Annotated in this window: 9 protein-coding genes; 5 read left to right on the top strand and 4 right to left on the bottom strand. The window is 70.3% G+C overall.

Annotated elements, in window-relative coordinates:
- Nucleotides 1-25: 25 nt before the first annotated feature.
- The 3 genes from ACYQ2W_RS21380 to ACYQ2W_RS21370 form a co-directional block, all read right to left on the bottom strand.
- Entirely contained in the window at nucleotides 26-937 is a 912-nt protein-coding gene (locus ACYQ2W_RS21380; RefSeq protein ID WP_459871940.1) for a LysR family transcriptional regulator, read from the bottom strand.
- Nucleotides 938-1,265: 328 nt separating this feature from the next.
- Nucleotides 1,266-4,490: an efflux RND transporter permease subunit gene (locus ACYQ2W_RS21375; RefSeq protein ID WP_459871938.1), complete on the bottom strand. Its 3,225-nt coding sequence runs from the start codon at nucleotides 4,488-4,490 to the stop codon at nucleotides 1,266-1,268.
- Nucleotides 4,487-5,548 carry an efflux RND transporter periplasmic adaptor subunit gene (locus ACYQ2W_RS21370; RefSeq protein ID WP_459871935.1) on the bottom strand — a complete coding sequence of 354 codons (1,062 nt, stop codon included), beginning with the start codon at nucleotides 5,546-5,548 and terminating at the stop codon, nucleotides 4,487-4,489. Before ACYQ2W_RS21370 ends, ACYQ2W_RS21375 begins: the two co-directional genes overlap by 4 nt.
- A 304-nt stretch (nucleotides 5,549-5,852) precedes the next feature.
- Between ACYQ2W_RS21370 and ACYQ2W_RS21365 the strand changes: the two genes are divergently transcribed.
- Nucleotides 5,853-6,497: a thioredoxin family protein gene (locus ACYQ2W_RS21365; protein ID WP_459871933.1), complete on the top strand. Its 645-nt coding sequence runs from the start codon at nucleotides 5,853-5,855 to the stop codon at nucleotides 6,495-6,497.
- Nucleotides 6,498-6,652: 155 nt separating this feature from the next.
- Here ACYQ2W_RS21365 and ACYQ2W_RS21360 read toward each other — a convergent pair whose 3' ends face one another.
- The gene (locus tag ACYQ2W_RS21360) at nucleotides 6,653-7,159 is read right to left on the bottom strand and encodes an REP-associated tyrosine transposase (RefSeq protein WP_459871930.1); all 507 of its coding nucleotides are present in this window, start codon (nucleotides 7,157-7,159) and stop codon (nucleotides 6,653-6,655) included.
- A gap of 432 nt (nucleotides 7,160-7,591) precedes the next feature.
- On the opposite strand from ACYQ2W_RS21360, the gene ACYQ2W_RS21355 reads away from it, so the two are divergent.
- From ACYQ2W_RS21355 to ACYQ2W_RS21340, 4 genes are all read left to right on the top strand, one after another.
- Entirely contained in the window at nucleotides 7,592-8,119 is a 528-nt protein-coding gene (locus ACYQ2W_RS21355) for a tetratricopeptide repeat protein (RefSeq protein WP_459871927.1), read from the top strand.
- A 24-nt stretch (nucleotides 8,120-8,143) separates the two neighbouring features.
- Nucleotides 8,144-11,083, top strand: coding sequence for a hypothetical protein (locus ACYQ2W_RS21350; protein ID WP_459871924.1), 2,940 nt, complete (start codon nucleotides 8,144-8,146; stop codon nucleotides 11,081-11,083).
- A gap of 57 nt (nucleotides 11,084-11,140) precedes the next feature.
- Nucleotides 11,141-12,586, top strand: a complete 1,446-nt coding sequence (locus tag ACYQ2W_RS21345; protein WP_459871921.1) for a hypothetical protein — start codon at nucleotides 11,141-11,143, stop codon at nucleotides 12,584-12,586.
- 211 nt (nucleotides 12,587-12,797) lie between these two features.
- On the top strand, nucleotides 12,798-16,947 hold a 4,150-nt coding region (locus ACYQ2W_RS21340), incomplete at its 3' end, for an IPT/TIG domain-containing protein (protein ID WP_459871918.1).

Raw genomic sequence — 16,947 nt, 5'->3', positions numbered from 1 at the left:
TGCCTGAAGCCTGAAGCCTGAAACCTCAGAGCGCATCCTCCTGATGCGCCTCACAATACTGCCGCGCAAACGAGAGCAGCTCCTCCATCGCCCGCGCCCGGAACTTCTGCTTCTGGTGGACGAACGAGAAGGGGCGCTCCAGCGGCGGATCGAGTTCCACCTCCTTGAGCATCCCCAACTGCAACTCCTTGAGGATGGTCACCCGCGAGAGGATCGAGATCCCCATCCCCGCGGCCACCGCCCCCTTGATCGCCTCGGGGCTGCCCAGCCCCATCGACAACCGCAGACTGTTCGCCGGCACCCCCCCCTCGGTCAACCACTCGCCGATCACCTCGCGGGTACCGGAACCCTCCTCGCGGCAGATGAAGGGGTGTTCGACGACATCCTTCGCCTCCACCATCGGCCGTTCCGCCAGCGGGTGGGCCGGGTGGGTGATCAGCACCAGCCGGTCGTGGCGACACTCCTCCACCGCCAGATTGCGGTTGGCCACCGGCGCCTCCACCACGCCGAGGTCGATGGTGTTGTTCTCCACCATGGAGACGATGCCGTCGGAGTTGGAGACCTTCAACTGGATGTTGACGTCCGGGTACTTGGCGCGGAAATCCCCGAGCAGCACCGGCAGCATGTATTCGGCCACCGTGGTGCTGGCACCGATCATCAGCGCCCCGCTCACCTCGCCGGTGAGCGAGCGCACCTCGTTCTCCATCTGCGCGTAGAGCTCGAAGATCCGCTCGGCGTGGCGGTAGACCAGCTCACCGGCATCGGTGAGGCTGATCCGGTTGTGGGTGCGGTCGAACAGCCGGGTGTTGAACTGCTCCTCCAACTGGCGCACCTGGAAGGTCACCGCCGGCTGGGTCATGTGCAGCTGCTCCGCGGCCTTGGTGAAGCTCAACAGCTTCGCCACCGTATGGAAAACCTGAAGTCTGCGATCGGCCATTTTTTTTCCGTATTAGGTTGTTTCTTTCTGGTGCGGTGCCAACCGCATCGCCAATGTCGTCGGAGCGTCTCCCTGCGCCCCGGAAAAAAAACATATGCGCGAAATTCAGTGGGGCGCGTCAACGTCACCGCCTCACTCCGTTCCGGCACGGCGCGCGCAGCGCGCCCTATAGGGCGTGCCGTGCGCGCCGTCGGCCTCCCCGAACGGCACACCCCCACGGCCACCACGCCGCATCCGGCAACCGCCGCCCTGCCGATCCGCCGCGCCCTCCCCCGCCCCGAAACGGCGCGCACGGCACGCCCTATATACCGGCGGCCTCGCCGCCACTCTACGCCAGCTTGCGATAACGCGCCGCGTAATAGAGCACCGGAATCACCACCAGCGTCAGCACCGTGGAGACGAAGATGCCGAAGATCAGCGACACCGCCAGCCCGCTGAAGATCGGGTCCCCCAGGATGAACAGCGCGCCGAGCATCGCCGCCAGCCCGGTCAGCACGATCGGCTTGGCGCGCACGCTGCCGGCGCGGATCACCGCCTCCTCGAAATCGACCCCGGCGGCCACCTCGCCGTTGATGAACTCCACCAGCAGGATCGAGTTGCGCACGATGATGCCGGCCAGGGCGATCATGCCGATCATCGAGGTGGCGGTGAACTGGGCGCCGAGCAGCGCGTGCCCCGGCATCACCCCGATCACCGTCAGCGGGATCGGCGCCATGATGATCAGCGGCACCAGATAGCTGCGGAACTGCGCCACCACCAGCAGGTAGATCAGGATCAACCCGATCGAGTAGGCGATCCCCATGTCGCGGAAAGTCTCGTAGGTCACCTGCCACTCGCCGTCCCACTTGATGCCGTAGGCGTAGGGCTCCGGCGGCGGATTGATCAGGAACTGCTCCGGCGCCTCGCCGTCGGCCAGCTTCTCCCCGGAAACCTTGGCGAAGATCTCGAACATGCCGTAGAGCGGACTGTCCAAGGGGCCGGCCATGTCGCCGGTGACGAACACCACCGGCATCAAATCCTTATGATAGATGGTGTGCTCGCGGGTGGTGCGCTCGACGCTCACCACCTCGGAGAGCGGCACCAGCGCCCCGCTCACCGAGCGGATCCTGGCCGCCAGCGCACCGTCGATCCCGCCCTTCTCCGCCACCGGCAGCTCCAGGCGCAGCGGCACCGGGTACTTCGCCCCGCTCTCGTGCAGATAGCTGGCGTCCTCGCCCTTGAGCAGGGTCGCCAGGGCATCGGCCACCGCCGACTGGGCCACCCCCAGCCGCGCCGCCTTGGCGCGGTCGACGTGGACCACCAGCCGCTCGCTCGGCGCCTCCACGCTGTCGTCCACATCGACGATGTCGGCGGTCTGCTCGAACACCCCGCGCAGCGCCTTGGCCATGCGGATCTGGCCGTCGTAGTCGAGGCCGTAGACCTCGGCCACCAGCGGCGCCTGCACCGGCGGCCCCGGCGGCACCTCGATCACCTTGACGTTGGCGCCGAAGCGCTCGCCGATCGCCTGCAGCGGCCCGCGCACCGCCAACGCGATCTCGTGGCTCTTGCGGTGGCGCTGGCCCTTCGCCATCAGGTTCACCTGGATGTCGCCGACATTGGCCCCCTGGCGCAGGTAGTACTGGCGCACCAGGCCGTTGAAGTTGATCGGCGCCGCGGTGCCGGCGTAGACCTGATAGTCGGTCACCTCCGGCACCTTGGCCACCTCGGCGGCGAGCGCGTCGAGCACCCGCGCGGTCTGCTCCGCGCTGGTCCCCTCCGGCATGTCCACCACCACCTGGAACTCCGACTTGTTGTCGAAGGGCAGCATCTTCAGCACCACCACCTCGACCACCACCAGCCCCACCGAGGCGACGATCAACGCGCCGATCACGGTCCACAGGATGGCCCGCTTGCGCCGCCCCTCGCGGCCGCGCAGGAACGGCCCGAGGCCGCGCCGGAAGAGCCCGTAGAGCGGCCCGCCCGCCGACTCCTCGGCGTGGTGGGCCGGCGCGTTGCGCACCATCTTGTAGGTCAGCCAGGGGGTCAGCACGTAGGCCACCGCCAGCGAGATCAGCATGCCGATCGAGGCGTTGATCGGGATCGGGCTCATGTAGGGCCCCATCAGCCCGGTGACGAACGCCATCGGCAGCAGCGCCGCGATCACCGTGAAGGTGGCCAGGATGGTCGGTCCGCCCACCTCGTCGACCGCCCGCGGGATCGCCTCCAGCAGGTTCTTCGCCCCCATCTGGATGTGGCGGTGGACGTTCTCCACCACCACGATGGCGTCATCGACCAGGATGCCGATGGAGAAGATCAGCGCGAACAGCGACACCCGGTTGAGCGTGAAGCCCCACGCCCAGGAGGCGAACAGCGTGATGGTCAGCGTGATCACCACCGCCACGCCGACGATGATCGCCTCGCGCCAACCGAGCGCCAGCAGCACCAGAAAAACCACCGCCGCGGTGGCGAAGATCAGCTTGCCGACCAGAGTCTTGGCCTTGGCGTCGGCGGTCTCGCCGTAGTTGCGGGTCACCGTCACCTCCACCCCCTCGGGGATGAAGATGCCGCGCAGCTGATCCAGACGCTCCATCACGTTGGCGGCGATCGCCACCGCGTTGGTCCCCGGCTTCTTCGCCACCGCCATGGTCACCGCCGGGTGGTAACCCGCCGGCACATCGGAGGCCGGGCCGCCGCCGAACCAGACGTACTGCTCCGGCTGGTCCGGCGCCAGGCGCACCTCGGCCACATCGGAGAGGTAGACCGGCGCCCCCTCGTGGACCCCCACCACCAGCCCCGCCACCTCCTCCGGCGAGGTGAGGAAGGCGCCGGCCTGCACCGGGATCTCGCGGTTGCCGCCGACCAGCGCGCCGGCATCGCGGGAGGCGTTGCCGGCGGCCAGCGCGCGGCGCAGGTCGTCCAGGGCGATCCCGTAGCCGGCCATGCGCTGCGGATCGAGGAGCACGTGGACCACCCGCTCCGGGCCGCCCACGGTGTAGATGTCACGGGTCCCCGGCACCCTTTTCAGCTCCGCCTCCAGGGCGTGGGCCACCCGCGCCAGGTCGTCGCCGCTGGTCGCCTCATCGCGACTCCACAGGGTCAACGTGACGATCGGCACATCGTCGATGCCCATCGGCTTGATGATCGGCGGCAGCTGCACCCCCAGGTTGGCCGGCAGCCAGTCCTGGTTGGAGTAGAGCGCGTTGTAGAGGCGCACGATCGCCGCGGTGCGGTCCTCCCCCACCTTGAAACGGACGGTGAGCACCGCCATCCCCGGCTGCGAGGCGGAGTAGACGTGCTTCACCCCGTCCACCTCCGAGAGCACCTGCTCGGCGCCGGTGGCCACCAGCTCCTCCACCTCGCGCGCCGTCGCCCCCGGGAAGGGGATGAAGACGTTGGCGAAGGTGACGTTGATCTGCGGCTCCTCCTCGCGCGGCGTCACCACCACCGCAAAGATCCCCAGCAGCAGCCCGACCAGGGCGAGCAGCGGGGTGATCTCCGAGGTGAGGAACTTGGCGGCGACCGCCCCGGAAATCCCCAGTTTTTCAGTGGGCTTGTCGCTGGCGCGGCTGTTCATGGCGCCTCCTTGGAGCCCTTCAGCAGCACCCCGGCACGGATCGGGTCGAGCGCCACCGGCTCACCCTCCTCCAGGCCGGCCAGCACCACCCGCCCGCAGCGGTCATCGAAGCGCCCCAGACGCACTTGGCGCAGCCGCGGCGCACCATCCTCGCCGACCACGTAGACCGCGCTCACCTCACCGCGACGGACCACCGCCGACTCCGGCACCACCAGCCGCTTCACCTCGCCGGTGACGAACAGCGCCTTGACGAACATCCCCGGATAGAGCCCCTGCTGCCCCTCCGGCAGCTGCACGCGCACGGTGAAGGTGTGGGTCTGCGGATCGGAGTGGGGGAAGAAGGTGAGCCCCTCGGCGGGGATCGAGATCGCCGTGCGGTCGTCCGCCTCGCCACGACTCACCTCCACCCGTGCCTTGCCGTGGAGCCGTACCGCCTCGATCAGCCGCTGCGGCACCTGCGCCGCCACCCGCAGCCGCTCCAGGGAGATCCCCGACATCAACGGCTGCCCCGGATTGGCCACTTCGCCCAGCTCCACGTGGCGCTCGGTGACGATGCCGCTGTAGGGCGCGCGGACCACCGTATGCTCCAACTGCTCGCGGGCCTGTTCCACCCCGGCGCGGGCCGCATCGAGCCGTGCCCGCGCCGCCTTCAGCGCCGCCTCCGCCTTGTCCATCGCCGACTGTGCGGCGAGATCCTTCTTCAACAGATCGACCACCCGCCGGTACTCGCTGTCGGCCTCCTTGAAGCGCGCCTCGGTCTCGTTCAGCGTCGCCTCCGCCTGAGCCAAGCCGGCGCGCTGGTCGGTATCGCGGAAACGGAGGATCACCGTCCCCTTGGTCACATAGTCGTCGACGTCGAAGAGGATCTCCTCCACCCGGCCGTTGGTCTCCGCCGACACGGTGGTGCGGTTGATCGCCTCCACCACCCCGTCGAAGGCGTTTTCGCGGACCACGGAACGGAACTCCGCCGGCGCGGTGGCCAGCGGCGCCTCCGCCGCCGACGCCGCGCAGAGGGCGAACAGCAGCGGGATCGAGATCAGGAATCGAATACTGGTCATGGAAGGACCCCGAAATTTAGAATTCGCTAATAATACCAAATAACTCGGTTTTATGAGGCCATGAAAATCGGCTTGGGCCTATTTTCATATATGGTGAGATTCTGGCGGGATTTCAAACGCGGCCGCTCCACCGCGCCCACGGGGCGCCCTATAGGGCGTGCCGTGCACGCCGCCGCCCTCGCCGAACGCCACCGCTCCATCGGCCCGCACGCCCTCCCCGACAACCGCGGCGCCGCCAGCCCCCACTGGCGACGCCCGCCCGATTGGTGTTGAATGCACCTCCCTGCCGACGCCAATCCCTACCATGCCCACCCCCGACGCCCTGCTCCTCATCGCCCCCGGCTGCCCCCACTGCCCCGCCGTGCTGGAGGGGCTCGCCGCCCTGGTCAAGGAGGGCGCCATCGGCGCCCTCGAAGTGGTCAACGTCGCGGTCCACCCGGAACGCGCCGCCGCCGCCGGGGTCCGCTCGGTGCCCTGGTGCCGCATCGGCCCGATCGAGCTGAGCGGCGCCCAGTCGCCGGGCGAACTGCGCCGCTGGGCCGAGGAGGCCGCCAGCGACCAGGGCGTCACCCGCTGGCTCGGCGAGCGCCTCGCCAACGGCGATCTCACCCACGCCGAAGCCACGGTGCGCAAGCACCCCACCCTGTTGATCCCCCTGGTAGGCCTGCTCGAAGACCCGGACACCCCGATGCAGGTCCGGGTCGGCATCGGCGCCATCTTCGAAATGCTCCACGGCAGCGGCCTCGCGGCGGTCGCCGCCGCCGAATTGTGCCGCCTCAGCACCCACCCCGACGCCCGCATCCGCGCCGACGCCACCCTCTACCTCGGCTACTCCGAAACCACCGAGGCCCGCCCCTGCCTCCAGGCCCGCCTCGACGACGCCGACCCCGACGTCCGCGAGATCGCCGAAGAGTCCCTCGACCGTCTACGCCCGTTGGATGCCCCATAGGGCGTGCCGCACACACCATCGGCCTCGCCGAACACTCCGCACCCCACGGCACAACAAGCCTTTCCGAACACAGCCCCTCCCACCGCCACGGCGCCCACGGGGCGCCCTATAGGGCGTGCCGCGCACGCCGCCGGCCTCGCCGAACACTCCGCGCTCTACTCCCTCCCCACCCCCTCAGGCAACCGCACCTCCCCACCCCAATCCTCGCCGTACTCCCCCCGCGCCACCCACCAATGAAACGACGACCACGGCCAATCCACTACCCGCTCCACCACCCCATGCTTCACCGGATTGAAATGGAGGTAATGCAGGTGGTTCCGCAGATCCCGTTCGTCGATCAGCCAGTGGGCCCAGAAACGCCGCTGCCAATAAGGCGGCCGCCCTCCACCCGCCTCCCGAAATCGCTGCGTAAATAATCGCTTGATCACCCCCCACCGACGCGAGTAGTCCGTATCCTCTTCCGGCAACGACCAGACGCAATGGAGGTGTTGCGGCATCAGCACCCACCCCTCCACCGAAAACGGGTAACGCCCCCGACACTCCACCACCGCCTCCCGCAGGCAACGCCGCGCCGAATCGGTACACAAAAACGGCCGACGTTGGTGGGTTACCACGGTGAAAAACCAGGTGGAACCGAAGTAGAAGCGGCGATAACGGGGCATTGCAGTTCTCCTGCGCCAACAAGGCACAAACAATGAGCTTATGAGTATCATTGTATGAGGTTCACTTTCCATCGGAGAACCCCTTCGCGTCCCAGCCCCTCCCACCGCCACGGCGCCCACGGGGCGCCCTATAGGGCGTGCCGCGCACGCCGCTGGCCTCGCCGAAAACTCCGCACCACACGGCACAACAAGCCTTTCCGAACACAGCCCCTCTCACCACCACGGCGCCCGCAGGGCGCCCCGTGGACGCCGTCGACCCCACCGTCAACCACCAACGCCCATCACCCATATTTCGTTACACCACCTCAGAAAATCCTCAAAATAAATCAGATTTTTCTGATGGGAATTTCAGAATTCTCCAATTGTCGCCCACCGGCAAGAAGCGCTAACGTCAACCAACATACCCCGTGACCCATGGATCGCCGCGCCCCGATGGACCGACACCTCACCCTGCTGCTGCTCGCCGCCACCCTCGCCGCCTGCTGCCCCGCCCCGGACTCGACCGCCGACCGGCAGCCCGCCGCGCAGCTCACCGCCATCCCCTCCGTCCCCGCGGCCTCCCCCACCGCCGCAACCGGAGCCCCCGCCGTCCACCCCGGCGTCGATGCCTACCGTCGCGGCGACTACGCCGCCGCCCGCCCGCTGCTCGAAAGCGAGGCCGCGGCCGGCGATGCCGAGGCCCAATACCTCCTCGGCGAACTCCACTTCCGCGGCCACGGCACCCCGCGCAACTACGCCCAAGCCCGCCACTGGCTGGAGCAGGCCGCCGCCCAAGAGCACCCCGCCGCCCAGCACCGCCTCGCCGAGATCCACGCCTACGGCTACGGCGTCCCCCGCGATACCGTCGCCGCCAACCGCTGGGAGGAGCGCGCCCGCGCCAACGGCTGGGGCGCCCCCACCGCCCCACCGGCGGCAACCGACGCGCCCACCCCTCCCGGCGCGCCACCCGCCGCACAGTAGCCCGGAAACTTCAGGGAAGAGGTCATGAAACGGAACACCCGCATCCCGCACCGCCTCGCCGCGCTGCTCGCCTGGGCCCTCCTCCTCGCCCTGTCCGCCCACGCCTCCGACCAGCGCTACGACTACGACGAGGCGGGCCGCCTGATCCGTTCCATCGACGAGAGCGGCCAGGTCACCGAGTACCGCTACGACGCCGTCGGCAACCTCCTCCAGATCAACGCCGACGCCACCGCCGCCGCCCCGGCCATCGACAGCTTCACCCCGCAACGCATCAACCACGGCGATCGCCTCCCCGCCAGCGCCACCGGGAGCGGCCTCAACGGCGCCCGCATCACCACCTCCCACCCCGGCCTCACGGTGAGCGGCGCCACCACCGCCGACGGCCGGGTCGATTTCGAACTCCAGGCCGACCCCGACCTCCCCCTCGGCCCCCAGACCCTCACCTTCACCACCGCCGCGGGCGAAACCAGCGCCACCGTCGAAGTCCGCCCCGAGATCCCCCGCGCCTACCTCACCCCGGTGCCGGTGGGCCGCCTCCCCGACGGCGTCTTCCACCCGGTGATCCTGTGGCTCTCCCACGCCGACGTGGAGGCCCACACCTTCGCCCTGAGCATCGACGACCCCGCCATCGCCCGCCTGGAGAGCACCACCCTCACCCTCGCCGCCGGCGAGACCGAGGCGCGCACCCGGGTGGCCGGCCTCAGCGAAGGCACCACCAGCCTGCGCGCCGAAGCCCCCGGCATCGCCCCGATCGCCGTCCCGGTCTACGTCGCCGAGCAGCTCGCCGGCATCAACACCCGCTACGCCCCCCGCCTCGGCGTAGTCGTGGAATCGCCCCCCGCCCCGCCCGCCGAACAGTCGATCGCCAACCTCGCCGCCCCCGCCCTGCAGGTGGTCTACGGCGCCGCCCTGCAGCGCATCGAACCGGCGCGGCGCACCATCGGCACCGGCCCCGCGCCGCTCACCCTCATCGGCAGCGGCCTGCAGGGCGCCACCACCCTCGCCGCCACCCCGCCCGACGGTCTCCTCTTCGGCCCGCTGCTCCCCGCCGCCGACGGCACCAGCGTCACCGTCGAGGCCACCGTCACCGCCGACGCCCCCCTCGGCGTGCGCCAGCTCACCCTGTTCGACGCCAACGGCACCCCCTACCCCGCCCTCAACGGCGGCGACCGCCTGCTGATCACCCCGCCGCCGCCGGTGATCGAATCCACCGCACCGCTCTACCTCCGCCCCGGCCTCAACGGCCAGACCCTGACCCTGCGCGGGCGCTACTTCAACGACCTCTACGGCGTCGATCTCACCCCCGCCGCCGGCCTCACCGTCGGCACCCCCGAGGTGGCGGTGGACGGCGCACGCATGGTGATCACCGCCCCCGTCGCCATCGCCCCCGACGCCGAACTCGGCCCCCGCACGGTCACCGTCACCACCGCCGGCGGCAGCTCCGCGGCCACCGCCGACGCCGCCAACACCGTCTACGTCGTGCTCGAGACCGGCACCGAGGTCCCCAACCTCACCGCCCCGCCGCTGCGCGTGGTCCGCGAGGCGCCGCCCACCCCGACCAGCACCGACTACGCCGCCTACTCCACCCCGCTCGGCCTCGTCTACGGCGGCGCCATCACCGCCATCGCCCCGGCCCGCGCCATCATCGGCACCACCCTCACCCTCACCATCGAGGGCAGTGGCCTGGGCGAGGCCGCCGCGGTCGCCCTCCACCCCGCCGACGGCATCACCACCGGTACCCCGACGGTGGCCGCCGACGGCCGCACCCTCACCGTCGCGCTGACCCTCGCCGCCGACGCCCCCACCACCGTGCGCACCGTCCGGGTCACCACCGCCGGCGGCGCGGCCCTCCCCCCGGCCACCCCGGGCGCCACCCAGTTCCTGGTCACCCCGCCGCCGCCGGTGATCCGCTCGGTCACCCCGCAGGTCCTGGTCGCCGACGGCACCCCGGTCACCCTCACGGTGCACGGCGCCGACTTCGACCACGCCGAGAGCCTGCGCCTGCTCCCCGAAGAGGGCGTCACCGTCGGCCCGCTCACCCTCAACGCCGAGGCCACCGAAGTGAGCGCCACCGTCACCCTCGCCCCCGGCGCCGCCGTCGGCCCGCGGGTGGTGCAGATCGTCACCCCCGGCGGCCCCAGCGACGCCACCGCCGGCGCGGCCAACACCGTCACCGTCAGCGACACCCCGCCGCAGCTCATCACCCCGCTGCTCGCCCCCCTGGTCGGCATCGTCAAGGAGAGCGGCGAGACCCCGCCCGCCCCCGAGCGGAGCGCCTGGTCCGCCCCCCTCGGCGTCGTCCTGGAGGCCGACCCGCTGGCCAACGCCGCACAGCGCGGCCTCTACGCCGCCCCCCTCGGCATCGCCGTCGGCCCGATCGCCCGCGCCATCGACCCCGCCGGCCTCCTCCCCGGCACCACCGGCGCCCTGCTCACCGTCACCGGCGAAGGACTCGACACGGTCAACGAAGTCCGTCTGCAACCGGCCGACGGCGTCACCCTCGCCGCCCCCATCATCGCCGCCGACGGCCGCACCCTCACCGTCGCCCTCGACCTCGATCCCGCCGCCCCCGGCGGCCCGCGGGCGGTGGAACTGATCGACACCGCCGGCAACCCGATCCCCTTCGCCGCCCCGACCGACGGTCAGCTCTGGGTCCACGCAGGCACTCCGACGATCCTCTCCATCGACCCGATCCTCGCCGGCCTCGACGACACCGTCACCCTGACCATCCGCGGCGAGCACCTGCAAGCCGCCCGCGCGGTCACCGCCACCCCCGGCGACGGCCTCCAGATCGGCCCGATGCTGCAGATCAACGACCTCGGCACCGAGATCACCGTACCGCTGCGCGTCCCCCCCGGCGCCCCCCTCGGGCCGCGGGTGATCCGCCTCCGATTGCCCGGCTACGACACCCCTGCGGAGTCGTCGCCGGCCAACACCTTCACCGTCTACGAAACCGTGCCCTAACCGGCCGAGCCCAGGAGTACCGGCATGAACCGCACCCAAACCGCAAGGAGAGACGTCATGAACCGCCACCCCGCCGTGCGCGCCGCGCTGGCCGCGGCGCTGCTGCTCCCGCTCGCCGGCCCCGTCCCCGCCTGGGCCTACGACAGCGGCAGCACCGGCGCCGACGGCGCGCTGGACGTCACCATCGACACCACCCTGCCGCTCCCCCCCGACGGCGTCTTCAACTACACCGACGTCAACGTCGCCGCCGGCGCGACGCTGCGCTTCACGCCCAATGCGGCGAATACGCCGGTGACGATCCTTGCTTCGGGGAACGTCAACATTGCCGGGACCATCGACATCAGCGGTGAATGGGGAACACCCGCAGGGGCGGCGGGGGACGGAAACCTGGGAGACGACGGTATCCCTGGTGCCCCTGGCCCCGGTGGTTTCCGCGGTGGTTCGGGATATCCCCCGATCAACGACACCTCCATCCGGGCAGAACACGGAATCGGGCCCGGTGGTGGCCAAGGGGGACTTCAGAGAAGTTCACCTTACACCTATGGCGGTGATGGCGGTGGTGGTGGCTTCGGGAGCGCGGGGATCAGCTCCCGGACCAGCTACGGAGGCCCCACCTACGGGACCGAAGCCCTACTTCCTCTGATCGGCGGCTCCGGAGGCGGTGGCGGCATCGGCGGGACGTTGTTTCACGGCAGCGGTGGCGGTGGTGGTGGCGGGGCTATCCTCATTGCTGCCTCTGAAGCCGTCGATATCACAGGCACTATCTACGCTAACGGAGGCACTGGAGGTCCGATAGCCGGAACCGGCGTTGGAGGATCCGGGGGCGGGGGTTCTGGCGGCGCAATCCGCATCGTCGCCACCACACTTTCCGGTAATGGGGGACTCTACGCGAAGGGCGCGCCAGACGGCGCTCAAGACCGCGACTACGGACACGGCGGAAACGGCCGTATACGCTTGGAAGCGGAGACCATACTTCGCACCGCCGGCACTGATCCCGCTTTCACATTTGGTAACCCCACCAGTGCCTTCGTCGCCGGTATGCCGACTTTGCGTATCACTTCCGTCGGCGGCATCACCGCACCAACGATACCTACCGGCGACGCCGACATCTCCCTCCCCGCCGACACCCCCAACCCTGTGACGGTCGAGATTGCCACAACCGGCGTGCCCGTCGGCAACACCGTAAAGGTTACCGTGGTCCCCACCAACGGCACCAACACCACCTCGGCCACCACCCCCGCCCTCACCGGCACCATCGACGCCGCCACCGCCTCGGTCGCCGTCGACCTGCCCACCGGCCCCAGCACCCTGATGGCCGAGACCACCTACACCATCGTCGCCTCCCTCGGCGACACCCTCGCCCCGCTGGCCGGCGGCGAACGGGTGGAGCGGGTCCGCCTGGCCGCCGCCATGAACGGCCCCGCCACCGTCACCCTGATCACGGTCAGCGGCAAGGAGTACCGCCACCCCGCCGGCCGCATCCCCCGGATGCCCGCCGGCTGATCCGGTCGCTGCCGCAGGGGAAGGCACCACCTCCCCTGTAGGAGCGGCCCCCAGGCCGCGATGGTGCGAAGCGCCCCCGCCGAACCCCGGAACCCCGGTGGGCGGCCGTCCCGCACCGCAACCAACCGAACCGCGCCCCGACGCGACCGAACCACAACCGCACGGCCGCCGGCCGACGAACCCCGAACAAAGCCCACCGAGGACCGCGACCATGACCGCCAGGGCCCCCCACCGCCATCCCCTCCTCCGCCGCCTCGGCGCGCTCCTCGCCCTGTTCGCGCTCACCGCCGCCGCCCACGCCGCTTGGCCCCTGGCCGACGACGGCACCACCACCGTCCTGCCGATCGACGACGCCCGCCACCACGCCCGCCTCATCGACGTCGCCATGGACAACCGCCATCAAATCGCCGTCGCCCTGGCCGCCGACCGCCGCGCCTTCCTCCTCGGCCCCGCCGGCACCCCGGTGGAGGAGATCGCGCTGCCCGCCTGGGCCAATACGCTGGCCATCGACCCCGAACGACAACTCGCCCTGATCGGCACCGACCGCCACCACGGCCTGCTGCTCCTCGACCTCCAGGGCCGCGCCCTGCTCGCCGACCGCATCCCCACCGGCCAGGCCATCGACACCCTGGCCGCCGCCCCGGGGCTGGCCATCGCCGCCCAAAAGAACCGCGACACCCTCCACTTCATCGACCTCGAGCAGCGCCGCAGCGAGTCCCTGCGGCTGCGCCACACCCGGCTCGCCGGCCTTGCCGTCCACCACGGCCGCGGCCAGCTCTACGCCATCAACCGTCAGGTACAGAGCGACGACAACCGCCGCGACCGCGGCGGCAACGCCAACAACGGCAACGGAAACCCGAACGACAACGGAAACGCCGACGACAGCGGCGACGGTCGGGGCGACGATCAGGGCGATGACCGGGAAGACGACGAAGACCACGACGGGCACACCGACAACGAACCGGGCCACCAGGGCGAACTGCTGGTCCTCGACCTCGCCAGCCGCCAGCTCACCGCCCGCCTGCCGCTCTCCCGCCACGCCGACAGCCTGGTGCTCGACGAGCAGCTCGACCTCGCCGCCGTCTCCCTCGGCAGCCGCAAGCGCCTCCAGGTGGTCCGCCTCGCCGACGGCGCGGTGGTCAACGAACTCCCGTTCAACCAGCCGATCACCGCCCTGGCCCTCCAGCCGCGCACCCACCGCCTGCTGATCACCCTGGCCAACGGCGACCGCACCGCACTCCTCGACCTCGCCACCGGCACCCTCACCAACCCCTACGCCCCCCTCACCCGCCCCCGCGCCGCCGCGGTCAGCGAACGCTACAACCTCGCCCTGGTGATCAGCGGCCGGCGCAACGAGAGCCTGGAGCTGCTGCCGCTACCGGCCCCCACCCCCGAACTCACCGCCCTCACCCCCGAGCAGGCGATCACCGGCGATCCGCTGCTTGCCGCCGGCCTCGACCTCACCCTCACCGGCGGCCCCTTCTTCGACGGCGCCGCCCTGCTCTTCGGCGACGACCGCTACCCCGCCCAATGGGAAGACTACGACCGGCTTACCGCCCACCTCCCCGCCGAGTCCCTCACCCGCCCGGCGGTCTACGACGTGCGGGTCGAGAACCCCCACCCCAGCGATGGCCCCTCCGCGGCGCTGCCCTTCACCGTGCTCGATCCCAACCCGGTGCCGCAGCTCGACGCCGTCGCCCCCGCGACCCTCGAACTCACCGACCCGCCCGGCCCCGCCACCCTCACCCTCAGCGGCTCCGGCTTCATCGAGGCGAGCGTCGCCTACCTCGGCGCCCAGCCCCTCGCCACCACCAGGATCAGCGACACCGCCCTCGCCGCCACCATTCCCGCATCGCTCCTTGCTGAGCCCGGCGAGGCGGTCCTCACCCTCTTCAACCCCGCCCCCGGCGGCGGCACCTCCGCCCCGCTGACGATCCACCTCGAAAGCCCCGGCCCGCGCATCGACGCCTTCACCCCCGCCGAGGGCCCCGCCGGCACCCTGGTGACGATCACCGGCCGCAACTTCGACGCCCTCACCCCGGCCAACAACCGCATCCTCTTCGGCGCTTCCGCCACCCCCGCCGCCATCGCCTACGCCGATGCCACCACCCTGCGCGCCGTCGTCCCCCTGGACGCCCAGAGCGGCCCCATCGCGCTGACCACCGCCGACGGCGAGGCGACCAGCGCCGAACCCTTCACCCTCCAGCAACAGGAGGCCTTCGCCATCCAGGCCGCCCCCGCCGCCACCACCCTCACCCCCGGCGGCCAGGCCTACGTCATGGTCCAGTTGCAGAGCCTGGGCCTCAGCGAATACCGCCAGCCGATCCAGCTCGCCATCGACGGCCTCCCCGACGGCCTCACCGCCGCCTTCACCGCCGGCAGCCTCACCCTGCGCCGCCCCGCCACCCTGATCCTCACCGCCGACCCCGAGGCGGCCGCGGGCGACTTCGCCTTCACCGTCACCGCCACCGGCCGCGAGGGCCAGACCGAGGTCACCCGCACCGCACCGCTCCAGGCAACGATCCTCCCCGCCGGCACCACCACCGTCGTCGGCCGCATTCTCAACGCCGCCGACGACCACCCCATGGCCGGCGTCGGCGTCCAACTGGGCGACGCCTACACCACCACCGACGCCGCCGGCTTCTACCTCTTCACCGACCCGCCGCTCACCGGCGATCAGGTGGTGCTCATCGACGGCGGCACCCTCAACACACCAACCACCCAATACCCCTCGCGCATCGCCATGCCGGTGATGATCGAGCCCGGCCAGCAGAACCCGGTGCTCACCAGCTACCTCTCCGCCATCGACACCGCCAACAAGGTCACCATCACCCCCGGCGTCGGCACCGACGTCACCTTCGAGGCGCTGCCCAACTTCGCCCTGCACATCCCCGACGGGGCCACCCTCACCGGCTGGGACGGCACCCCCATCACCGAGATCAACGTGCGCACCGCCAGCCCCGACCGGCTGCCGATCAAGCCGCTCCCCGACGGCGTCACCGCCACCACCATCTACCTCTACTACTTCTTCCGCGCCGGCGGCGCTCACCCCAGCGAGCCGATCCCGGTCACCATGCCCAACGAACTCGGCCTCGCCCCCGGCGAGCACGCCGACCTCTGGTACTACGATGAGTCCCCGGTCCCCGACCCCACCTCCAACCAGTGGCGCCGCCAGGGCAGCGCCACCGTCTCCGCCGACGGCATGACCATCTCCACCGATCCCGGTGTCGGCATCCCCAAGTTCTGCTGCGGCGCCTCGACCTTCGTGCCGCGCACCTTCGACCCGGCCCCCCCGTGCGGTGGCCCCAAGGCCGGCAATCCGGTCGATCTCGCTACCGGCAGCGGCTCGGTCTTCGAGGACCACTCGCTGGGCATCAACGGACTCTTTCCGGTGCGCCTCACCTGCGGCTACGGCAGCACCGCCGGAACCGGCAACCAGGCCGGCCCCTTCGGACCGGGCACCTGGCTCAACACCGAATGGTTCCTCCAGGCCGGGGCCAGCGGGACCCTCGGACTCACCACGCCCAACGGCGCCCTCTACGCCTTTACCGCGGACGGCCCCGACCACTACCGCATCGCCCCCGGCAACCGTCCCGAGGCGTTTGGCATCAGCGCCCGCTATGGCAGCCGCGCTAGTACCGGCCACGTCGAATTCCCCAACGGCACCACCTTCGAATTCGACATGAGCGAGTTCCAGACCGGCATGGCCGATTGGAAGCGCGGTTACCTCGTGCGGGTCATCAACCCCGCCGGCACGTCCATCACCATCACCCGCGATGGCCAGACCAAGCGGCCGACGTCGATCACTGACGGTGCCGGACGCCCCTATCTCATTGAGTACAACGAGTACGGCTACGTTGACGCCATCACCGATCCGGCGGGGAGAACCCAGCACTACCACTATAAGGACTACGCCTATTCGGTTATCTCCTTTCCCGGGGTCGTGACCAGCGGGATGTTGACCGGAACCATGGTGCTCGCCAGCATCGAAGACTACGCCGGCCATCCCACCAGCTACCGTTGGAACCGCGACTTCGGCAAGAACATCGAGAAGCGAGGGGGAAAAACCAAACCGACGTTCAGCGTGATCGACGACAAAGGACGAGTCACCGAGCAGTTCTTCGGCGGAATCGAATACCACCAAACCACCACGGCCCCGTGCTCATCGCCTGTGGACTATCCTCCGCTCTCCACGACGGGCCTACCTTTCGGGCTAGAAGCCACCAGAACCGGCACCGTTATATGCACGCGGGTTTATTATGATAGCGAGGGGTACCGCCACGTGTACTACGACCCGTACGCGATATATGCCGTCCCCCACCTTGTCGAATACGGCCACCACCACTTCGACTACCGCACCG

It is taken from the genome of Endothiovibrio diazotrophicus (assembly GCF_054657215.1).
The sequence above is the reverse complement of the archived record's forward strand: the minus strand, read 5'-3'. Positions and strand labels throughout refer to the sequence as shown.

Coding starts and splice junctions, on each gene's coding strand:
- ACYQ2W_RS21365 (WP_459871933.1), top strand. CDS start 5,853: ATGCCCACCCCCGACGCCCTGCTCCTCATCGCCCCCGGCTGCCCCCAC.
- ACYQ2W_RS21355 (WP_459871927.1), top strand. CDS start 7,592: ATGGACCGACACCTCACCCTGCTGCTGCTCGCCGCCACCCTCGCCGCC.
- ACYQ2W_RS21350 (WP_459871924.1), top strand. CDS start 8,144: ATGAAACGGAACACCCGCATCCCGCACCGCCTCGCCGCGCTGCTCGCC.
- ACYQ2W_RS21360 (WP_459871930.1), bottom strand. CDS start 7,159: ATGCCCCGTTATCGCCGCTTCTACTTCGGTTCCACCTGGTTTTTCACC.
- ACYQ2W_RS21345 (WP_459871921.1), top strand. CDS start 11,141: ATGAACCGCCACCCCGCCGTGCGCGCCGCGCTGGCCGCGGCGCTGCTG.
- ACYQ2W_RS21375 (WP_459871938.1), bottom strand. CDS start 4,490: ATGAACAGCCGCGCCAGCGACAAGCCCACTGAAAAACTGGGGATTTCC.
- ACYQ2W_RS21370 (WP_459871935.1), bottom strand. CDS start 5,548: ATGACCAGTATTCGATTCCTGATCTCGATCCCGCTGCTGTTCGCCCTC.
- ACYQ2W_RS21380 (WP_459871940.1), bottom strand. CDS start 937: ATGGCCGATCGCAGACTTCAGGTTTTCCATACGGTGGCGAAGCTGTTG.